Origin of the sequence: Corallococcus sp. AB018 (assembly GCF_003986945.1) — a bacterium.
Classification (GTDB): domain Bacteria; phylum Myxococcota; class Myxococcia; order Myxococcales; family Myxococcaceae; genus Corallococcus; species Corallococcus exiguus.
The window spans coordinates 1-16930 of record NZ_RAWR01000228.1 but is presented as its reverse complement, the minus strand read 5'-3'; the positions used below and the strand labels follow the sequence as shown (position 1 = coordinate 16930).

13 protein-coding genes are annotated in these 16930 nt (G+C 71.4%); 6 read left to right on the top strand and 7 right to left on the bottom strand.

Annotated features, from left to right (window positions below; all coding sequences use genetic code 11):
- Positions 1-13: 13 nt before the first annotated feature.
- The 3 genes from D7Y11_RS35200 to D7Y11_RS35190 are packed head-to-tail and all read left to right on the top strand — an operon-like array spanning position 14 to position 4777.
- Positions 14-235, top strand: coding sequence for a DUF3006 family protein (locus D7Y11_RS35200; protein WP_126935863.1), 222 nt, complete (start codon positions 14-16; stop codon positions 233-235).
- A 51-nt stretch (positions 236-286) separates the two neighbouring features.
- A complete protein-coding gene (locus D7Y11_RS35195; protein ID WP_126935862.1) occupies positions 287-2344 on the top strand; it encodes an ATP-dependent DNA helicase RecQ in 2058 nt (685 codons plus the stop codon).
- 60 nt (positions 2345-2404) lie between these two features.
- Positions 2405-4777: a YfhO family protein gene (locus D7Y11_RS35190; protein WP_126935861.1), complete on the top strand. Its 2373-nt coding sequence runs from the start codon at positions 2405-2407 to the stop codon at positions 4775-4777.
- Between the two features lie 9 nt (positions 4778-4786).
- Here the strand turns inward: D7Y11_RS35190 and D7Y11_RS35185 are convergent, their stop codons facing one another.
- Positions 4787-5167, bottom strand: coding sequence for a hypothetical protein (locus D7Y11_RS35185; RefSeq protein WP_233597394.1), 381 nt, complete (start codon positions 5165-5167; stop codon positions 4787-4789).
- Positions 5168-5177: 10 nt separating this feature from the next.
- Positions 5178-8780 (bottom strand): tetratricopeptide repeat protein, encoded by a 3603-nt coding sequence (locus D7Y11_RS35180; RefSeq protein WP_126935860.1) that lies wholly within the window; start codon positions 8778-8780, stop codon positions 5178-5180.
- A gap of 92 nt (positions 8781-8872) precedes the next feature.
- Here D7Y11_RS35180 and D7Y11_RS35175 point away from each other — a divergent pair, with 92 nt between their 5' ends.
- Positions 8873-9313, top strand: a complete 441-nt coding sequence (locus tag D7Y11_RS35175) for a hypothetical protein (RefSeq protein ID WP_121782119.1) — start codon at positions 8873-8875, stop codon at positions 9311-9313.
- Between the two features lie 335 nt (positions 9314-9648).
- On the opposite strand, the gene D7Y11_RS35170 is transcribed toward D7Y11_RS35175, so the two are convergent.
- Both D7Y11_RS35170 and D7Y11_RS35165 read right to left on the bottom strand, forming a co-directional pair.
- Positions 9649-10611 (bottom strand): SDR family oxidoreductase, encoded by a 963-nt coding sequence (locus D7Y11_RS35170; protein ID WP_120580357.1) that lies wholly within the window; start codon positions 10609-10611, stop codon positions 9649-9651.
- Entirely contained in the window at positions 10608-11462 is an 855-nt protein-coding gene (locus D7Y11_RS35165; RefSeq protein ID WP_120564926.1) for a lysophospholipid acyltransferase family protein, read from the bottom strand. Before D7Y11_RS35165 ends, D7Y11_RS35170 begins: the two co-directional genes overlap by 4 nt.
- A 91-nt stretch (positions 11463-11553) precedes the next feature.
- On the opposite strand from D7Y11_RS35165, the gene D7Y11_RS35160 reads away from it, so the two are divergent.
- The gene (locus D7Y11_RS35160; protein WP_126935859.1) at positions 11554-12978 is read left to right on the top strand and encodes a DUF2252 family protein; all 1425 of its coding nucleotides are present in this window, start codon (positions 11554-11556) and stop codon (positions 12976-12978) included.
- Here the strand turns inward: D7Y11_RS35160 and D7Y11_RS35155 are convergent, their stop codons facing one another.
- From D7Y11_RS35155 to D7Y11_RS35145, 3 genes are all read right to left on the bottom strand, one after another.
- Entirely contained in the window at positions 12979-13926 is a 948-nt protein-coding gene (locus D7Y11_RS35155; RefSeq protein WP_120580355.1) for a polysaccharide deacetylase family protein, read from the bottom strand. It abuts the gene before it with no gap.
- 15 nt (positions 13927-13941) lie between these two features.
- Positions 13942-14652 carry a glycosyltransferase family 2 protein gene (locus D7Y11_RS35150; RefSeq protein WP_126935858.1) on the bottom strand — a complete coding sequence of 237 codons (711 nt, stop codon included), beginning with the start codon at positions 14650-14652 and terminating at the stop codon, positions 13942-13944.
- A 78-nt stretch (positions 14653-14730) separates the two neighbouring features.
- Complete coding sequence (locus D7Y11_RS35145) at positions 14731-16044, bottom strand: NAD(P)/FAD-dependent oxidoreductase (RefSeq protein WP_120580353.1); 1314 nt, start codon at positions 16042-16044, stop codon at positions 14731-14733.
- Between the two features lie 229 nt (positions 16045-16273).
- Here D7Y11_RS35145 and D7Y11_RS35140 point away from each other — a divergent pair.
- The coding region (locus tag D7Y11_RS35140; protein ID WP_199753871.1) for a zinc-ribbon domain-containing protein at positions 16274-16930 on the top strand (657 nt) is incomplete at its 3' end.

The window sequence follows — 16930 nt, the reverse complement described above, 5'->3', positions numbered from 1 at the left end:
GGGGACGAGCCCCATCCGGGTGGAGTTGCTGGAGGAGACGCAGGCCCAGGTGGTGCGGACCGACGGCGGGCAGGCGTGCACGGTGGAGCGTTGGCGGCTGCCACCGGGCGTGCGCGAAGGGGACATCCTCGTGGACGGCCGCCTGGACCCGGAGCGGACGGAGGCGCTGCGGCGCGAGGTGGCGTTGAAACGGGCCGCGCTGGCGGTTCCCCTTCCTCCGGGGCTCGAGCTGTGACGTGGCGACACCGGTATCCACGAGGGGATTGGCGTTGACGGCCCATCCAGGATGATGAACATGCGCGCGATGACGGAGTCCCTGCCCTTCCTCGAAGATGCCCAGCAGGGACTGGTGCGGCACTTCGGCCTGCCGGAGTTCCGCCCTGGACAGGCGCCCGTCATCAGCTCCGTCCTCAGCGGCCGCAACACCGTGGTGGTGATGCCCACGGGCGCGGGCAAGAGCCTGTGCTACCAGCTGCCGGCGATGCTGTTGCCGGGCATCACGCTGGTGGTGTCACCGCTCATCGCGCTGATGAAGGACCAGGTGGAGCAGCTCACCGCGAAGGGCATCGCGGCCACGTACATCAACTCGTCCCTGTCCGACGTGGAGCGGGCGGAGCGCCTGCGCAAGCTGCGCGCCCGCGAGTACAAGCTGCTCTACGTGGCGCCGGAGCGATTCCGCAGCGCAAGCTTCCTGGAGCTGGTGTCCGGGCTGGGCGTGGAGCTGCTCGCCGTGGACGAGGCGCACTGCATCTCCCAGTGGGGCCACGACTTCCGGCCGGACTACGCGCTCTTGGGCCAGGTGCGCAAGCGGCTGCGGCCCCCGCGCACGGTGGCGCTCACCGCCACGGCGACGCCGGAGGTGCGCGAGGACATCGTCCGCGTGCTCCTGATGAAGGACCCGGCGGTGTTCGCGCAGGGGTTCGACCGGCCCAACCTCTTCCTGGACGTGGTGAACGTCAGCGGGGACGAGGAGCGCCGGGACGCGTGCGCGAGCCTGGCGGCGAAGGGCGGCGGCAGCGGCATCATCTACTGCTCCACGCGCAAGGCGGCGGAAGGGATGCACTCCGCGCTCGTCACGCGCAAGGTGAAGGCGGTGCTGTACCACGCGGGCATGGAGGACGACGCCCGCCGCCGCGCGCAGGACGACTTCATGTCCGCGAAGGAGGCGGTGGCGGTGGCCACCAACGCCTTCGGCATGGGCATCGACAAGCCGGACATCCGCTTCGTCGCGCACGCCAACATCCCCCGCGCGGTGGAGGCGTACTACCAGGAGATTGGCCGCGCGGGCCGCGACGGCAACCCCGCCACGGCGGTGCTCCTGTTCAACCACGCGGACGTGTACACGCAGGAGCGCCTCATCGAGGGCAGCCACCCGTCCGAGTCCGTGCTGGCGGACATCTGGGCGCAGCTGCAGGCCGTGGAGGAGTTCGACCGGGGCGTGCACGCGCTCGCGGGCATGGTGGGCGCCAGCGAGTTCGAGGTCTCCGCCGCCCTGAAAATCTTCGAGCGCGAAGGCAAGCTGGAGCGCGGTGGCCGGGGTGAAGGCGAGTACGGCATCACGCTGACGGACAAGGCCGCCAGCGCGCAGCCGCACGCGGCGGAGTCACAGCGGCTCCTGCGTTCGCTGCTGGAGACCTTCCCCGTGGGGCGGCAGGCCACCACGGAGCTGCCCATCCTCGCGCGGCGCACGGGGCTGACGGAGGACGACGTCCGGCACGCGCTGGGCCTTCTGGAGAAGTCGGGCGTGGTGCGGGTGCGCCGGCCGTTCGCGGGGCGCTCCATCCGCGCGCTGGAGCGCGTCCCATTCCGCGAGCTGACGGTGGACCTGTCCCGGGTGCGCGAGCAGGAGCGGCTCAACCGGCTGATGCTCAAGCGGATGGCGGACTATGCGTACACGCCGAAGTGCCGGCGCGCGTTCATCCTGCGCTACTTCGGGCAGACGGACGCGGCGGCGGTGTGCGGCAAGTGCGACCGGTGCGCGGGCAGCATGATGCCCAAGCCGTCCGGCTCCTCCTCGCGCTCCCTGCCGGCCGCGGCCGGAGCGCCGGTGATGGCGTACAGCGAGCTGGCGTCCATGGAGCTGCGCCGCTGGCGCAAGGACCTGGCAAAGGACCTGGGCGTCGCGCCCTTCATCATCTTCAATGACGCGACGCTGCTGGGGCTGTCCGCCGCGCTGCCGGTGGACCGGGAGGCCTTCCTCGCGGTGAAGGGCACCGGGGAGAGCCGCTGGGAGCGCTTCGGCCCCAAGGTGGTGGAGATCTGCCTGATGGCGCGCGCGGCGGGCCACGAGCCGCAGGCGGCGCCCGTGGCCCCGCGCATCCGCAAGGCGAAGTCGCGCAGCTAGCCCTCCGCCTCCACTCCAGAGGGGCCCACCGGGACTCTGGTAGAACCCGCCGCAGCCGCCATGTCCTCCACGCCCCCGCTCCACCGCCGCGAGCTCCTCTCCGTCCTCGGAGCCCTGTGCGCGGCGACGCTGCTCTTCTTCCACCGGCTGCTCGCCTCCGGAGGGATCTTTTGCGAGCGGGACATGCTCCGGGTCTGCCTGCCGGCCAAGTGGCTCTGGGTCCAGGCCGTCCGCCAGTGGGAATGGCCGGACTGGACGCCCTTCGATTCGCTGGGGCAGCCCTTCGCGGGCGCCACCGTCACCGGCGCATTCCACCCCGCGAACCTGCTGGGCATGCTGGTGGAGGGGCCGGCGATGCTCACGCTGATGGTGCTGGTCTGCTACCCCGTCGCGGCCCTGGGCACCTATGTCCTCCTGCGGCGCTGGGGCACGCGCCCGGGCGCCGCCGCGGTGGGGGCCCTGGGCTTCGCCTTTGGCGGTGCACTGGTCAGCCTCACCAACAGCCTGCCGTACCTGCAGGCCGCCATGGCGCTCCCGTGGTTGCTGGTGGCGACGGACGCGGTGCTGAAGCACGCGTCGTGGGCGGCGGCGGGCGCGGTGGGACTGGTGCTGGGCACCCTCCTCTTCGCGGGAGACCCCCAGGGCTTCGCGGTGGGAGGCGCCACGGTGCTCGCGGTGGCGGCGTTCGGCCCCCTGGAAGGCGCGCCTCGCCGCAAGGTCCTCCTGGCGGCGGGGGCGGGGTTGGGGCTCGCGCTGCTCGTGAGCGCCGTGCAGCTCTGGGCCTCCGCGTCCGTCCTGCGGGAGACGTTCGCGGAGCGGCGCACCCTGGAGACGGCCGTGGTCTGGTCGACCCATCCACTGCGCCTGCTGGACATGGCGCTGGGCAATGTCTTCGCCCTGGAGCGCCCCCTGCGCGCGCCGGTGGCGGAGGGGTTGCTGGGCACGCAGGTGAACGACTTCTGGCTCCGCTCGCTCTACGTGGGCCTGCCCATGCTCTTCCTCGCGGGAGTAGCCGCCGCGAGCCGGTGGCGGGAGCGCCGGGTCCAGTTGGCGTTGGGGCTGACGGTGCTGTTCGTCCTGCTGATGTTCGGACGCCACACGCCGCTGTATGCGCTCGTCTACGAGCTGCTCCCCCCGTGGCGGCCCTTCCGCTACCCGGAGAAGCTCTCCGTGCACGTGGCCTTCTGGCTCGCGGTGCTCGCGGGGCTGGGCGCCGAATCGCTCGTGGCGCGTGAGGCCCCGGGCAGGCGGCGCGTGGCGTGGGTCCTGGGCGGGATGGGCCTGGGGGTCCTGCTCCTCGCGCTGACAGGCACGGGCGCCCGCCTGGCCGAGGCCCTGAGTGGCTTCTATTCGGGCCGCCCGGAGCTCTGGCCGGAAGTGGCGCGACAGGTCGGTGAGCGGCTCACGGAGGGCGGCCTCCGGACCGGAAGCGTCTGTCTGGCGCTGGGGCTGCTCCTCGTCTGGAGGAAGCTCCAGCCACGGCCCCTCGCCCTGGTGCTCGTCACCCTCGTCGCGGTGGACGTCGCCTGGGTCACCGAGCCCGTGTACGTGTCCTGCGACCGCGACCTCATTGAGGCGCAGCCCCTCTTCGTTGAAACGATGCGGCAGCGCGTGGGGAGCGAAACGCTGCTCGGCCAGACGCGTGTGTACACCGCGGTCGCGACCATCCAGCAGCCGAGTCTGGAGGGACTGTCCCTGGACGACAGGGACGCGGCGGCGAACCTGACGATGCTCGTTCCCGACGTGGGAGCGCGTTGGGGAGTGGAGGCCGCGAACTGGTACCTGCCCACGCTCTCCGCGCGCGTTGGGGCGCTGCTCAAGGACCAGCGCCAGTGGTGGCGGCGCTACGCGGGGCTCGCGGGAGTGGGCTTCTTCACCCTGGACACGCTCCAGGTCCAGAAGCGGGGGATGGAGAAGTACGTCGTGGCGGAGAGCGAGCCCTTCGGCGTGCAGCTGCTCGCGAACCCGCTCGCGCTGCCTCGCGTCTACCTCGCGGCGCCGCGTTGCGTGGCGGGCCCGGAGGAGAGCCTGGCCCTCATCGCCTCCAGCGACTTCGTTCCCGGACGCCAGGCGGCCGTGGAGTGCCTCACGCCCCTGCCCCAGCCCGCGCCGGACGCGGAGCTGGGCAGCGTCCGCGTCGTGGAGCGCGACCCGGACGGCTCCACGGTGGAGGTGGATGCGAAACAGCCCGCGGTGCTGGTCGCCTCGGAGGCCTATTTCTCGGGCTGGACCGCCACCGTGGACGGTGCGCCCGCGGAGGTGCTTCCCACCAACCACGCCTTCCTTGGCGTGGCGCTTCCGGAGGGGCGGCACCAGGTGATCTGGCGCTTCATCCCTCCGGGACAGGGCATGGCCCTGGCGGTGAGCGGACTGGGCGTGGGCCTCTGCCTCTTGCCGTGGCTGCTCCGCCTGCGGCGCGTCCGCCGGGCGTGAGCGGAGGTTTCAGCCCCTGGGAGCGCCAGGCCCACCGCGGGTGGCGCGCATCAGCGCCCACCGCAGCACGGCCATGATGGCGCCCACCACCACGGCGAGCAGGAAGATGACCGCCACGGTGACGAGGCCGAAGACGACGCGCACGCCCAGGTCGGTGATTCGGCCGCTGAAGTACGCCTCGCGCAGCGGCTCCATGGCGCGCACCAGCTCCAGCGCCCGCGCCGGCAGCGAGTCGAGCGCCATGGAGAGGCGCTCGAAGAAGGGCTTGTGGTACCGCCTCCGGACGGACTCCACGACGATGCCCGTCAGCAGGTAGAGCACCGACAGCAGGAAGGCATTGCCCCACATGACCTTCAGCAGGGGGGAGGACGGGGGCCGCGGGTCGCTCACGTCGACCACGCTAGCGCGACGCCCGGCGCTTGAGGAGCGGAAGGGCCTTCTTCACCCGGTTCGCCTCCGACGCGCCCCCCGCGAGCTTCAGGAAGGACTCGTAGGCCTCCACCGCCCGGGGCAGCTCCGCCGTCTCGCGCACCAGCACGTCCGCCAGCGCCAGGTGCGCCAGGCCGTCCGTGGGCTCCAGCTCCACGGCCTTGGCCAGCGCCTCGCGCGCGGGGGCCTCCTGACGCTGCTTGAAGGCCACCAGGCCCAGGGCCAGGTACGCGCGCCCGTTGTAGGGGGCCAGCTTCACGGCCTCGTCCGCCGCCGCGCGGGCCTCCTTCACGGCCCCGGCGCCCAGCAGCACCCGCGCCAGCGTCACCTGGGCGAAGGCCTTGTCCCAGACGGTGGGCGCCTTGTCCGCCAGGTCCTGCAGCGTGCGCGCCGCGCCACGGCCACCGCCCGGCAGCTGCGCGTACAGCTCGCCCACGCGGCCACACGTCGCGTCCGGCCCTTCCCGCCGCGCCGCCGCGAAGGCCGCGTCCGCGCTCTCCACCTGCCCCTGGCGCAGGAACGCCTGGGCGATTTCGCAGAAGGTGTCCGGGTCCTTGGAGTCCAGCTTGTTGGCACGCTCCAGCGCGGAGAAGCCGCCCTTCGCGTCGCCGTTGGCGAACAGGAGCGCCGCGCGCAGCCGCTGCCCCTCCGCGTCTTCCGGCGCCAGCTTCACCGCCCGGCCGGAAGCCCCTTCCGCCTCCTTGCGGCGGCCGGACTGGTACAGCGCCAGCGCGAAGCCCTTCTGCGCGGCCGCGCTGCCCGGGTTGTCCAGCTGCCACGCCTCGAACTGCTTCAGCGCCTCCGGCGTGCGGCCCAGCGCCAGCAGCGTGCGGCCCAGGGCGTCGCGGGCCTCGCCATGCGCGCCGTTGCGCTCCACCGCCTGCGTCAGCGGCTTGAGCGCCATGTCCGGCAGCCGGCGAGACAGGAGCAGCCGCCCCAGCGAGCACGCGCCCTCGTAGTCGCGCGGGTCCTTCATCGCCTCGTCGAACTGGGTCTGCGCCTTGTCGAGCGCGCGCTCGCGCCAGTACACCTGCCCCAGCGCCACGCGCAGGTCCGTGCGGGGCTTCTTCGCCAGCGCCTTCTCCAGCACGTCGCGCGCCTGGGCGCCGTTGCCCTCGTGCGCGTCCGCCAGCGCGAGCCACGCGACGGCCTCCGGCGGATAGCGGTCGTTCACGCGCGTCTTGCCCAGCTCCACACGGGCGCGCTTCCAGTCCCCGAGCCGCGCGTACGCCGCGCCCCGCACCAGCGACACCTTGCGGCCGCCGTCGGCCTCCAACCGCTGCAGGGCTTCCTTCTCGCGGTCGCGGTCCAGCAGCGTGCGCCCCAGGCCCTCCTTCGCGGCCTCGCTCTTGGGCTGCAGCTTCAGCGCGGCTTCATAGGCCTGCTGCGCGGCCTCCAGCTTGCCCGCCGCGCGGCCCGCGGCCCCGAGCGCCAGCTGGAAGTCCATGGCCAGCGGCCCCTGCACGCCCTTGGAGAGCATGGTGCGCGCCTCGTCGTACTTACCCAGCGCGGACAGGATTTCGCCATGCACCAGTTGCTGACGGGGCTGGAGCGCGGGGGGCAGCTTCGCGTCCTGCGCGAGCGGCGCCACGTCCGCCAACGCCGCGTCCAGGTCCTGCTCCAGCGCGAGCCGGCTCTCCGCCATCCCGATGCGGGCGGCGGGATGCTCCTTGGAGACGTCGCGCGCGCGCTTGAACATCTCCAGCGCCTGCGCGAAGTCCTCGGAGGCGAGGTAGTAGTCGCCCAGCGCCACCAGCGCGCGGACGTTGCCCGGCGACGCCTTGAGCGCGCGGTCGAAGCGGTCCAGGGCCTTCTTCTCGTCCTTGGCGGCGATCAGCAGGCTGCCCGCGAGCGCGTGCACCTCCGTCACGTCGTCCTGCGAGGCGAGCAGCGCGCGGTTCGCGGACTCACGGGCCCGGTCGTCGGCGACGAGCGCGTTGGTGGCCAGCACCAGGCCATTGAAGCCGTCCTTCACGCCCGGCTTCTCCAGCGCCTCCAGCGCGAGCCGGCGGTCATCCGCGTTGGCGCCGTGGTCCAGGTAGCGCAGCGCGTGCGCGTAGCCCGCGAGCGCCCAGGCGGCGGGGCTCGCCTCGTCCATGTCGCGCGCGCGGTCGAGCTGGCGGAGCGCTTCATCCAGCGACGCGCCCGTGTCCTGCGCCACGGCGCGCTTCGCGAGCTCCAGTGTCTCCGACAGCGTCTGGCCGCCCTGACGGGAGCGGTAGAGGATGAAGAAGCCCGCGCTCGCGCCCAGGAAGATGAGGGCCACGAAGAGCGCCACGGTCTTCGCGCCATAGCGCTCGAGGAGGGACTGCTTCGCCCGCTCCTTGGCGATCTTCTCGTGCATCTCGCGCTCGTACTTCGCCGCGAGTGCCTCCGTGTCCTTCGCGTTCGCCGCCGCCTTGTTGCGGGCCGCGGCCGCCGCCAGCTCCGTCGCATCCGGGATGTCGTCCAGCAGCGAGCGCTTGCCGCCCGAAACCGAAGCGACCGGAGCCGGCGTCACCGGCGCGGCAGCGCGAGCCCGCACCGCCTCCGGAGGAGGAAGGTCCCCGAGCAATCCCCCGCCCTGCGACGCGGAGGGTTCATCCGCCGGAGGAGCGTCCGGGAGATCCGCCAGCATCCCGGACTTGCGCCCACGGCTGGAGGACCCTGGATCCGCCGCCTGCACGGGAGCGGAAGGAGCCTCCGAGCCCTGATCCGAATCCGACGGCGCGGCGGCCAGCGGCTCCGCGAGGTTCCCCGACTCGGGGGCTTGGCCCGCCTCAACTCCGGCGTCCGACGCCGCACGCCCGCGTCCCGACCCCGGCTCCTGGCCCGGATCCGACGGGCCACCGCGAGCAGGATCCACCGGATCCGCACCGCGCTCCTGCGCACCCGCATCCACTGGGCCAGAGCCCCGAGCGTCCTCCGCCACCGGCGTCCCGGCGGGAGCCGAGGGCCCACCATGCGCCTCGATGGAGGCGACCCTGGAGGCCGCCTGCGCATCCGTTCCACCCGCCGGCGTCTCCGTCCGGGCAGCGCGGCGCGGCTCCAATCCGGCCGCCGCGGCGGCACGCGCCTCGAACGCGGACGGGGCCGCTTCCGAACCCGGCGGCTCCGGAGCGTCCTCCTCCGGCGCGGCCGCGGGGGTCGCCAGGACGCCCAGGTCCGCGAAGATGGGCGCCGGTCCACCGGACAGCGCCTGCTGGGCCTGATCCAACCACTGCTTCACGCGCCCGTTGTTGGGCTGCAGCGCCACGGCCTTGCGCAGGATCGGCAGCGCGGAGCGGTACAGCCCGCGCTGCAGGAGCACGTCGCCAATGAGGTTGTAGGCGTACGGGTTGTCCCGCTCGATGGCGATGGCCTGGTCGAACTGCTCCATCGCCTCCGCGGGCCGCCCCAGCTGGATGAGCGCCTTGCCCCACAGCACCCGCCCCACGGTGGACGTGGGATGGTGGGAGATGCCCTGCGTACACACCTCGATGGTGCGCTGCGCGTCTCCCTTCTCCAGCAGCGCCTTCGCCAGCTCCACGAAGACGGAAGAGGTCGGGTCCTGCCGGAGGAGCTGCTCGTAACGCTCCACCATCGACTTGGCCATGTTGAGTCGCGACTCCGGTGCGCTTAGCGGGGGAGCGCGGACCATACCACTGCCCTCGTCCGTTCCGCCCAGCGGCTGGTAGCGTCGCGGCCATGAAACGCCTGTCTGCCCTGATGGTCGCCCTGTTCCTCGGTGGGGCCTGTGCCCACACCCCTCCCAAGTCGGACATGGAAGCGCTCCGCCCCGTCGTCGAGGGCTTCCACAAGAACCTGCGCTGGAGGAACTACCGCACCCTGACCACCTTCCTCGTCCCCGAGGAGCGCCAGGACTTCGACCGCAAGCGCCGCGAGCTCCACGACGACCGCGACCTCACCGTCACCGACTTCGAAATCGAGGACGTGAAGCTCGCCGAGGACGGCCGCCACGCCACCGTCCACAGCCGCATCCAGTGGATGCGCCTGCCCTCCGTCACGGAGCAGACCGACACCGTCACCTCGGAGTTCGTCTTCCGGGACGGCGCCTGGCTGCTGGAGAAGCAGCTGTCGGGACCCTTCGCGGGCGAGCTGGAGCCACGGGAGAAGCCGTCCCCGTAGCCCGCAAAAAAGTCGCCCACCGTCTCGGGGCCGGCCGAGACGATGGGCGTCGAGAGTTCCCCAATGGAACCCCCTACCAGGGTGACGATGTCGCGCGGTACTTCCGGCCCGCTGCGACCCCGCCGTGTTGCCTGGTCTCTAGAGCAATGCGAGTGCCAACCGCTCCGCCCTCCGCCCTACCCCCGGTTCCCACGGGAAATCAGGCACTTGGAGGTACTCGCTCCCCGTCACCGCCGTCCCATGCCTGACAGTGTTGTCAGGCCCTTCCTGCCATCCCGCCACGTCCCCCCTGACATGACTGTCAGGGAACCGTCGCGGGGTCCCACGAAAAGCCGCTACTCGCCGATGACGGAGCGGATGGTGTCGCGCATGGAGTGCCGGGACTTCCAGCCCACGTCCTGGACCCAGCGGTTGCCGTCCACGGCGCAGAGGAACTGGATGTGGTCCAGCTCCGGCGGCGGGAAGTTGGCCAGCCGGTAGCGGAACATCAGGCCCAACAGGGGCCGGGCCACGGGGTGTGGCACGGGGATCGCGGTGTGGCCCAGCTCGCGCAGCACGGCGGACAGGGGCACCTGGCCGGGACCCACGACGTTGTAGACGCCCTTGGGCTCCGGGCGCAGGGCCTCCACCATGGCGCGGGCGACGTCCTCCACGTGGATGAGCTGCACCATGGGGTCGAAGCCCGCCATGGTCCACGGGTGGCGCAGCCGCAGGTAGTTGGACGGCGCGTTCTTGATGGTGGGCCCGACGATGTGGACGGGCCGCAGGATGACCGTCTCGATGTCGGGGTGCTTCCAGAAGAAGCTGTGCGCCAGCATGTCCACTTCGATGAGGTCGCGCACGCCGGAGAAGCGGCTCGCGGCCATCAGCGGCGCGTCCTCCGTGAGGAAGTTGGAGTTGTCCGGGCTGGGGCCGTAGACGTTCGCCGAGGACAGCACCACCACCTTCTTCACGCCGTACTTCGCGCAGTACTCCAACAGGCGCGTGGTCCCCACGACGTTGAACGAGTGGTGCTCCTCCTCGCTCATGCGCGGGTCATGCATGATGCCCATGTGGATGACGGCGCGGACCTCGTTCTTGCGGAAGACGTCCTCCGCCTTCTTCTTGCGCAAATCCAGCTGGTGCATCTCGACGTCCTTCGGCTTCCCGATGAAGGGACGCCGGTCGATGCCGATGATGCGCTCGCGCTTGTGCAGCATCTTCGCCAGCGTGCGGCCCAGGTTGCCGCTGATGCCGGTGACGACGACGGCCGGGCGCTTGTCCGCGACGGCGTCCTTCTCTTCCGTGGAGGCGCTCACCAGAACACGCCCCGGCGTTCCTTGAGACCCTGGTGGAGCATCGCCTGGATGGAGGCCTTCACGGTGCGCACCTTCTTGTCCAGTTCACTGTCCTCGTCGTCCGCGCGGCCGGTGAAGTGGAGCGCGTCGCCGAAGTAGATGCGGTACTTCGTGGGCAGCGGGAAGGGCGTGCCCGTGGGGGTGATGGGGAAGGACGGGAAGCCCAGCAGCTTCGCCACCGGCTTCAGGTTCATCAGCGCGGGAGCCTGCTCCTCCGCGCCCACCACGGCGATGGGCACGATGGGCGTGTTCGTCTCCAGCGCCAGGCGCATGAAGCCCAGGCCGAACTCCTGGAGCTGGTAGCGCTGCGGCCACAGCTTGTTGAGTCCGCGCGTGCCCTCCGGGAACACGAGGATGGCCTCCTCCGCCTCCAGCAGCCGCCGGCAGTTCTCCGGCGTGCCGACAATCTGGCCCACGCGCGCCATGAACGTGGAGACGTACGGCAGGGACGGCACCCACTTCTCCACCATGCTGCGGATGGCGCGCGGCGGGTTGCCCTCCACCATCAGGGCAATGCCAATCATCGCGCCGTCCAGGGGCAGCTGGCCGGAGTGGTTGGACACCAGCAGCACCCTTCCCGAGGGGATGCGGTCCGCGCCGTAGGCCTCCACCCGGAAGTAGTGGCGATAGAGCCACATGAACGGGGCGATGGCCGCCAGGCTGTAGTCCAGGTTGAACCCGAACGGGTCCACCCCGTACTCGTTCTCCGTCCGGGCCAGGGCCTGGAGTTGGTCGGACTGCTGCTCGCCGGCCATGCGCTCGGTCCAGCCGCGCAGACCCTTCTTCACCTTGTCGCTGAAACGCTCCAGCATGGGCTCGCTCCTTAGCACCCCCGCCCGCACGCCGGGAGTGGGCCCACAACCCGCGATGCCCTTCTGACGATAATCCGCCGGAAGGTCCCCCATGCGCATCCCCTCCAAGCCCTCCCGGACGTCCGCCTCGGGCTCCACCGTCGCCGCCACGGTGCTGACGCTCGCCTCCTCCGGCGCCACCGCCGGAAGGCTGGCCCCCGACGTCAGCGACTTCCAGCCCCAGGCCACCACGTCACGGACGGGCAACACCGTGGCGGTGAACACGCTGGCGCCCAAGCAGGCCCAGGCGTCCGGACTGGAGCGGCAGCCCTCACAGGCCGTGTCCTTCGTGCGCGACTTCAACGCGCGCCTGGACCTGCCGCCCGCGCGCCTGAAGGAGAAGCTGGCGCAGATGCGGCAGAGCCCCTCCGCCATGTTCCGCGCCATGCCCGCCCTGTTCCACGCGGACCTGCGGGGCCCGTACGCGCAGGAAGCCCGGCTGACGGACCGGCCCGCGCCGGACATCCGGGTGGTGGGCGACGCGCACGTGGGCAACCTGGGCACGTTCCGGGGGCCGGACGGCAAGGCGGTGTGGGGGCTCAACGACTTCGACCAGACGGGCACCGCGTCACCGGAAGCGGACCTCACGCGCCTGGCCACCAGCGCGGTCCTCACCGCGCGCGAGGCGGGTCTGTCCGCAAGCGAGCAGATCAAGGCGGTGGAGGCGCTCGCGAAGAACTACTTCGAGACGCTGGAGCTGCTGGCGGACGGCGACGCGAACCCCGGAGCGTTCCTGGACAAGAAGGAGTCCTCCGGCCCGGTGAAGGACCTCATCAACAAGGCGCGCGACACGTCCGCCAAGGACCTGCTGTCCAAGTACGTGAAGTTCGACGGCGCGAAGGGTCCGCGCTTCCTCACGTCGGACACGCTCAAGCCGCTGGACGCGGAGAAGAAGGCGGCGGTGCGGACCGCGCTGGCGTCCTACGAGAAGACCCTGGACGGCACGGAGGGCGTGGCGGTTCCCCTGAAGGTGCTGGACCTGGCGGAGCGGCTGGACGCAGGGGGCAGCAGCTACGGCCTGGAGCGCGACTACGTGCTCGTGGGCGCGGCGGATCCGAAGGCGCCCCCCGTGCTGCTGGAGCTGAAGGAGTTGCTCGCGTCCGGCGTGGCGTCGCCGCCAGTGCCCGCGAACGGCGCGGACGTCGTGAAGGCGCAAGAGGAGCTGGGCGGAACCATGAATCCGCTCACGGGCGCGGTGAACATGGGCGGCCGGGCGTTCCTCTTGCGCGAGGTGGAGCCGGAGAAGAACAAGCTGGACGACGCCGTGCTCGGGAAGAAGAAATCCCTGCGCTCCACCTTCGAGCAGGCGGGCGTCGTGCTGGCCCGCGCCCACGGCAACACGCAGGCCCAGGCGAAGTGCCTGGAGGACTGGGTGGGCGGAGACACGAAGGGGGCCACGAAGCGGCTGGTCGCCTTCGCGCAGGCCTACGCGGACCAAGCCGAAGCGGACTGGAAGGCCCTGAAGGCCGCGCGCTGATCAGAGCGTCGCGGACAGCTGCCCCGCGGCGTCGCGCAGGGTGACGACGTCGAAGTCGTCCTTGAGCCACTGGAAGATGCTGCGCAGCCGCTCCATCTTCTTCGCGGCGCTCACGCGCAGATCGCGCTGCTGGCGCGCGAGCTCCGGCGGGATGCCGTCCGTGGCGTCCAGCACGTCGACACCGTGTAGCTCGAAGTTGAAGAAGGCATCCGCCCGGCACGTGCGGTACGCGGCGCGCATCGTGCCGCGAGGCAGCGTCGTCGCGAACGTGCCGATGAACGGGAAGCGCACCACCGGCGTCACCGTCATGGGCAGCTCCAGCACGGCCCCCGAACCGCGCCGGTAGGGCTGCGCGGGGTCAGGCCGGTACGGCACGCGCGGCGCCAGCAACACGCGCGGGGTGTCCAGCACGGAGCGCGACGGCCGCCCCAGCGCCGCGAGCGCTCCCATCACCGCCGCCTTCGCCGCGTAGTACGGGGCCGCCGGAAACGCGGATGAACCGTACCGGTAGCCCTGCGCCACGGTGGCCGCGTACAGGTCCGCGTTCAGCGTGTAGCCCGGAGCGCGAAAACCCGAAGGACGCACACCCACGGCCTTCAGGATGGCCGCGTCCGCGCGCGCCAGGTCGTCCGCGATGGCGTCCGGCCCTCGCCGGGTGAGCGCGTAGTCGTGGGCGTGGCTGTGGCTCGCGATCTCCACGCCCGCCGCGTGGGAGCGCCGCATGCCGTCCGCCGCGCCGGGGTCCGACTCCAGGTCCTCGCCGATGACGAAGAACGTCCCGGGCACGCCCACCGCCGCGAACAGTTCCAGGAAGCGCTGCACCGCCACGCGGTGGATCAACGTCCGCGCGCGCTCATCGAGCAGCGACTCGGGCAGCCCGTGGATCCGGCAGTAGTGCGGCAGCGAATCCAGGTCGACGGAGATGGACGCCAGGCGCGCTGCCGTCATGGGGCGACCCTCCGCTCAGGTCCTGCGGACGCGGATGACGTAGAACAGCTTGCCCACGTTCTTGAGCACGTTGGGCACGCGCTTGAACAGGTGGATGGACGGCTGGCGCTTCTCATGGAGCTGGATGGGGATCTCCATGACGTTCAGTCCCTCGCGCCACGCGCGGATGACGAACTCGCTGGCGAACACGTCCATGTCCACCACGCACTTCTGGATGACGGGCAGCAGCGCTTCGCGGCGGAACGCCTTCAGGCCGTGCGTGTCCGTGCCCTGGAAGCCCAGCGCCACGCGCAGCAGCTTGTTGTGCACCCGCGTGGCCGCGCGGCGGATGAGGGGGCGCTGGTCGCTCGCGCCCTTGGCCGCCTTGGAGCCCACGACCATGTCCGCCTCGCCGCGCTCCAGCCGGGGCAGCGCCGCGTCGTAGAAGGTCAGGTCGCAGAGGTCGATTTCATCGCAGACCACGTAGGTGCCCTGGGCCTTGATGATGCCGGCCTTGAGCGCCACGCCGTAGTTCGGCGTCTCCGAGTGGAACCAGCGCAGGCGCGGGTTCTTCGCGCAGATTTCTTCCAGGAGCCGGGGCGTCGCGTCGCGCGAGCCGTTCTCCGCGAAGATGATTTCGTAGTCGAGCCCGCGAGCATCCAGCCCCTGACGCAGCTCTTCGGCTGCCTGGGCGATGATGGATTCCTCGTTGTAGACGGGGATGACGACGGAGAGGTGCAGGGCCATGGGTCCGGAAATGCGAAGGGAAGGCCCTGGGGCGTAGCACGCCCCCGGACCACCGTCGACAGGAGACGACTCCCTGCGTCAGCCGTTCAGCGTCCGGGCGCAAGCCCGCCCGTCCAGGATGGCGTCCTCCATGGAGGCGTACTCCCACTTTCCATAGCGCCCCGCCATGAGGATGCCGGCGTGCTCCAGGAAGCGCTTCACCTCCGCCATCGCGGGGCCGTAGGCGTCGTCGTAGAGGACGTACGCGTTGGGAATCTCCCGCCCCTTCGCGAAGAGGATGTCGTCCGCCGAGTGGATCATCCGCGAGCGCACCAGGTCCTCCACCGCGTACTTCTCCGCGTCCGCCACGGACAGCTCTCCGTGATGGCTGAACTCCACGGAAAAGCTGGCCGTGTCCGGCGGGGCCAGGGGCGCGAACACCGCCGACGGCGCCCCGATGCGGTACGAGTGGAACTCCGGCTCCGGCAGGTAGATCCAATGCCACGGCTGGCGGTTCGCGCCCCGGGCGCCCACGCACACGTACGTGACGATGAAGGCGCGCAGGCGCTTCGTCGCGGCCCGCACCTCGTCCGGCACGCCGGAGGCGCCCTTCCCGATGAGCTCCACCAGCGTGGGCAGCGCGATGGAGGACACCAGCCCCGAATACGGCACGGTGCGCCCGTCCGACAGCGCGACCTGCTTCGTCTTCCAGTCGATGGAGACGGGCTCGGTGCGCACGCTCAGCTCGCCGCCCGTCAGGTGCTGCTTCATCGCGCGCGCCAGGCTCTCGATGCCGCCCTCGCGCGGGTAGAGGAACGACGCGTTGTAGCCCAGCTGATCACTGCCCGCGCCGAGCGCCCCGTCCACGACCTCCTTGAGGGAGGGGCGCGGCACGAACCGGCCGACCCACGCGGCGGACATCTCGCGCGGGTGCACGGTCCAGAGCTTCTGGTTGTAGGGCAGCATGAAGTTCTTCGCGAAGCCCTCGCCCATGTAGCGGAGGATGAACTCCTCGAAGTTCACGGGGTCGCGCTCGCGCAGGGCGCGGCCCTTCTCCCCGTAGATGGCCTCCACGTAGCCGACCAGGTTCTCCGCCACGACCTCCGGCGGCAGCCCGTGGGTGTTCACCTGGTAGGGGAAGCGGGTGAAGGTGTCGCGCGAGAAGATGGCGGCGCGGCGCTGGATGCGCACCAGCTGGTCCGGGAGCCAGAGCGTGTTGACCAACTCCTGGATTTCCGGGTCGCGCAGGTGGAGCCAGTGACCGGTGGGGTCGAAGTAACACCCGTCGATGACCTCGGTCTTGATGAGGCCGCCGACCCGGTCGGACTTCTCGATGAGGCGCCAGGGGCGCTTGAGGAAGTGCGCGGTGGACAGGCCCGCCAGGCCCGCTCCGAGGATGACGATGGGATCCATGCGCCGCCGGGTCTACCACCCTGGGAGGGGACCTGGAAAAGGGATGCACACTGTTGGTGTTGGCGGGCGCCCGCCCTCCTGCCCGGCCGGGTGACAACAGTGCGCGCTGGGGACGCGTTCTTTCCGGGCTTGAAACGGCTCTGCTAGCCTGCACGCGCCGCGCGGACCATCGCACGCCCCCGTCATTGCTGCGCGTGCGCGCGCCAGCCGGTCTCGTCGAAGGAAAACAATGAAAGTCTCCTGCCCGTCGTGCCAGACGAATTACAACATCGATGACAGGCGGATCCCGCCCGGCGGCGCGAAGCTGAAGTGCGCCCGGTGCCAGACCACGTTCCCCATCAAGGCCGATGGCGCGAGCGGCGAAGCTCCCGAGGCCGCGGCGCCGCAGCCCGCAGCCATTCCGCTGCCGGGCACCGCCGCGCCGCAGTCCGCCGCCATCCCGCTGCCGGGTGCCGCCGCGCCGCAATCCGCAGCCATCCCGCTCCCGGGCAGTGCCGCGCCCCAGTCCGCCGCGATTCCGCTGCCCGGTAGCGCCGCGCCCCACCAGTCCACCGCCATCCCACTTCCGGGCAGCGCCGCGCCCCAGTCCGCCGCCATTCCTCTGCCGGGCACCGCCGCCCCGCGTGCGGCCGCTCCGGCTCCGCAGTCGGCCGCCATCCCGCTGCCCGGTAGCGCCGCGCCCCAGTCCGCCGCCATCCCGCTGCCGGGCAGTGCCGCGCTCCAGTCCGCCGCCATCCCGCTCCCCGGTGCAGCCGCGCCGCAGTCCGCCGCCATCCCCATGGGCGCGGGCCCGGCCATCCCGCTGCCCGGCACGGCCGCGCCGCGCTCCGCAGCCATCCCGCTGCCCGGTAGCGCCGCGCCGCAGTCCGCCGCCATCCCCATGGGC

What these genes read in the sequence shown, in the direction of transcription:
- D7Y11_RS35195 (WP_126935862.1), top strand. Translation starts at nt 287, where the DNA reads ATGATGAACATGCGCGCGATGACGGAGTCCCTGCCCTTCCTCGAAGAT.
- D7Y11_RS35190 (WP_126935861.1), top strand. Translation starts at nt 2,405, where the DNA reads ATGTCCTCCACGCCCCCGCTCCACCGCCGCGAGCTCCTCTCCGTCCTC.
- D7Y11_RS35165 (WP_120564926.1), bottom strand. Translation starts at nt 11,462, where the DNA reads ATGCTGGAGCGTTTCAGCGACAAGGTGAAGAAGGGTCTGCGCGGCTGG.
- D7Y11_RS35155 (WP_120580355.1), bottom strand. Translation starts at nt 13,926, where the DNA reads ATGACGGCAGCGCGCCTGGCGTCCATCTCCGTCGACCTGGATTCGCTG.
- D7Y11_RS35175 (WP_121782119.1), top strand. Translation starts at nt 8,873, where the DNA reads ATGAAACGCCTGTCTGCCCTGATGGTCGCCCTGTTCCTCGGTGGGGCC.
- D7Y11_RS35145 (WP_120580353.1), bottom strand. Translation starts at nt 16,044, where the DNA reads ATGGATCCCATCGTCATCCTCGGAGCGGGCCTGGCGGGCCTGTCCACC.
- D7Y11_RS35160 (WP_126935859.1), top strand. Translation starts at nt 11,554, where the DNA reads ATGCGCATCCCCTCCAAGCCCTCCCGGACGTCCGCCTCGGGCTCCACC.
- D7Y11_RS35180 (WP_126935860.1), bottom strand. Translation starts at nt 8,780, where the DNA reads ATGGCCAAGTCGATGGTGGAGCGTTACGAGCAGCTCCTCCGGCAGGAC.
- D7Y11_RS35150 (WP_126935858.1), bottom strand. Translation starts at nt 14,652, where the DNA reads ATGGCCCTGCACCTCTCCGTCGTCATCCCCGTCTACAACGAGGAATCC.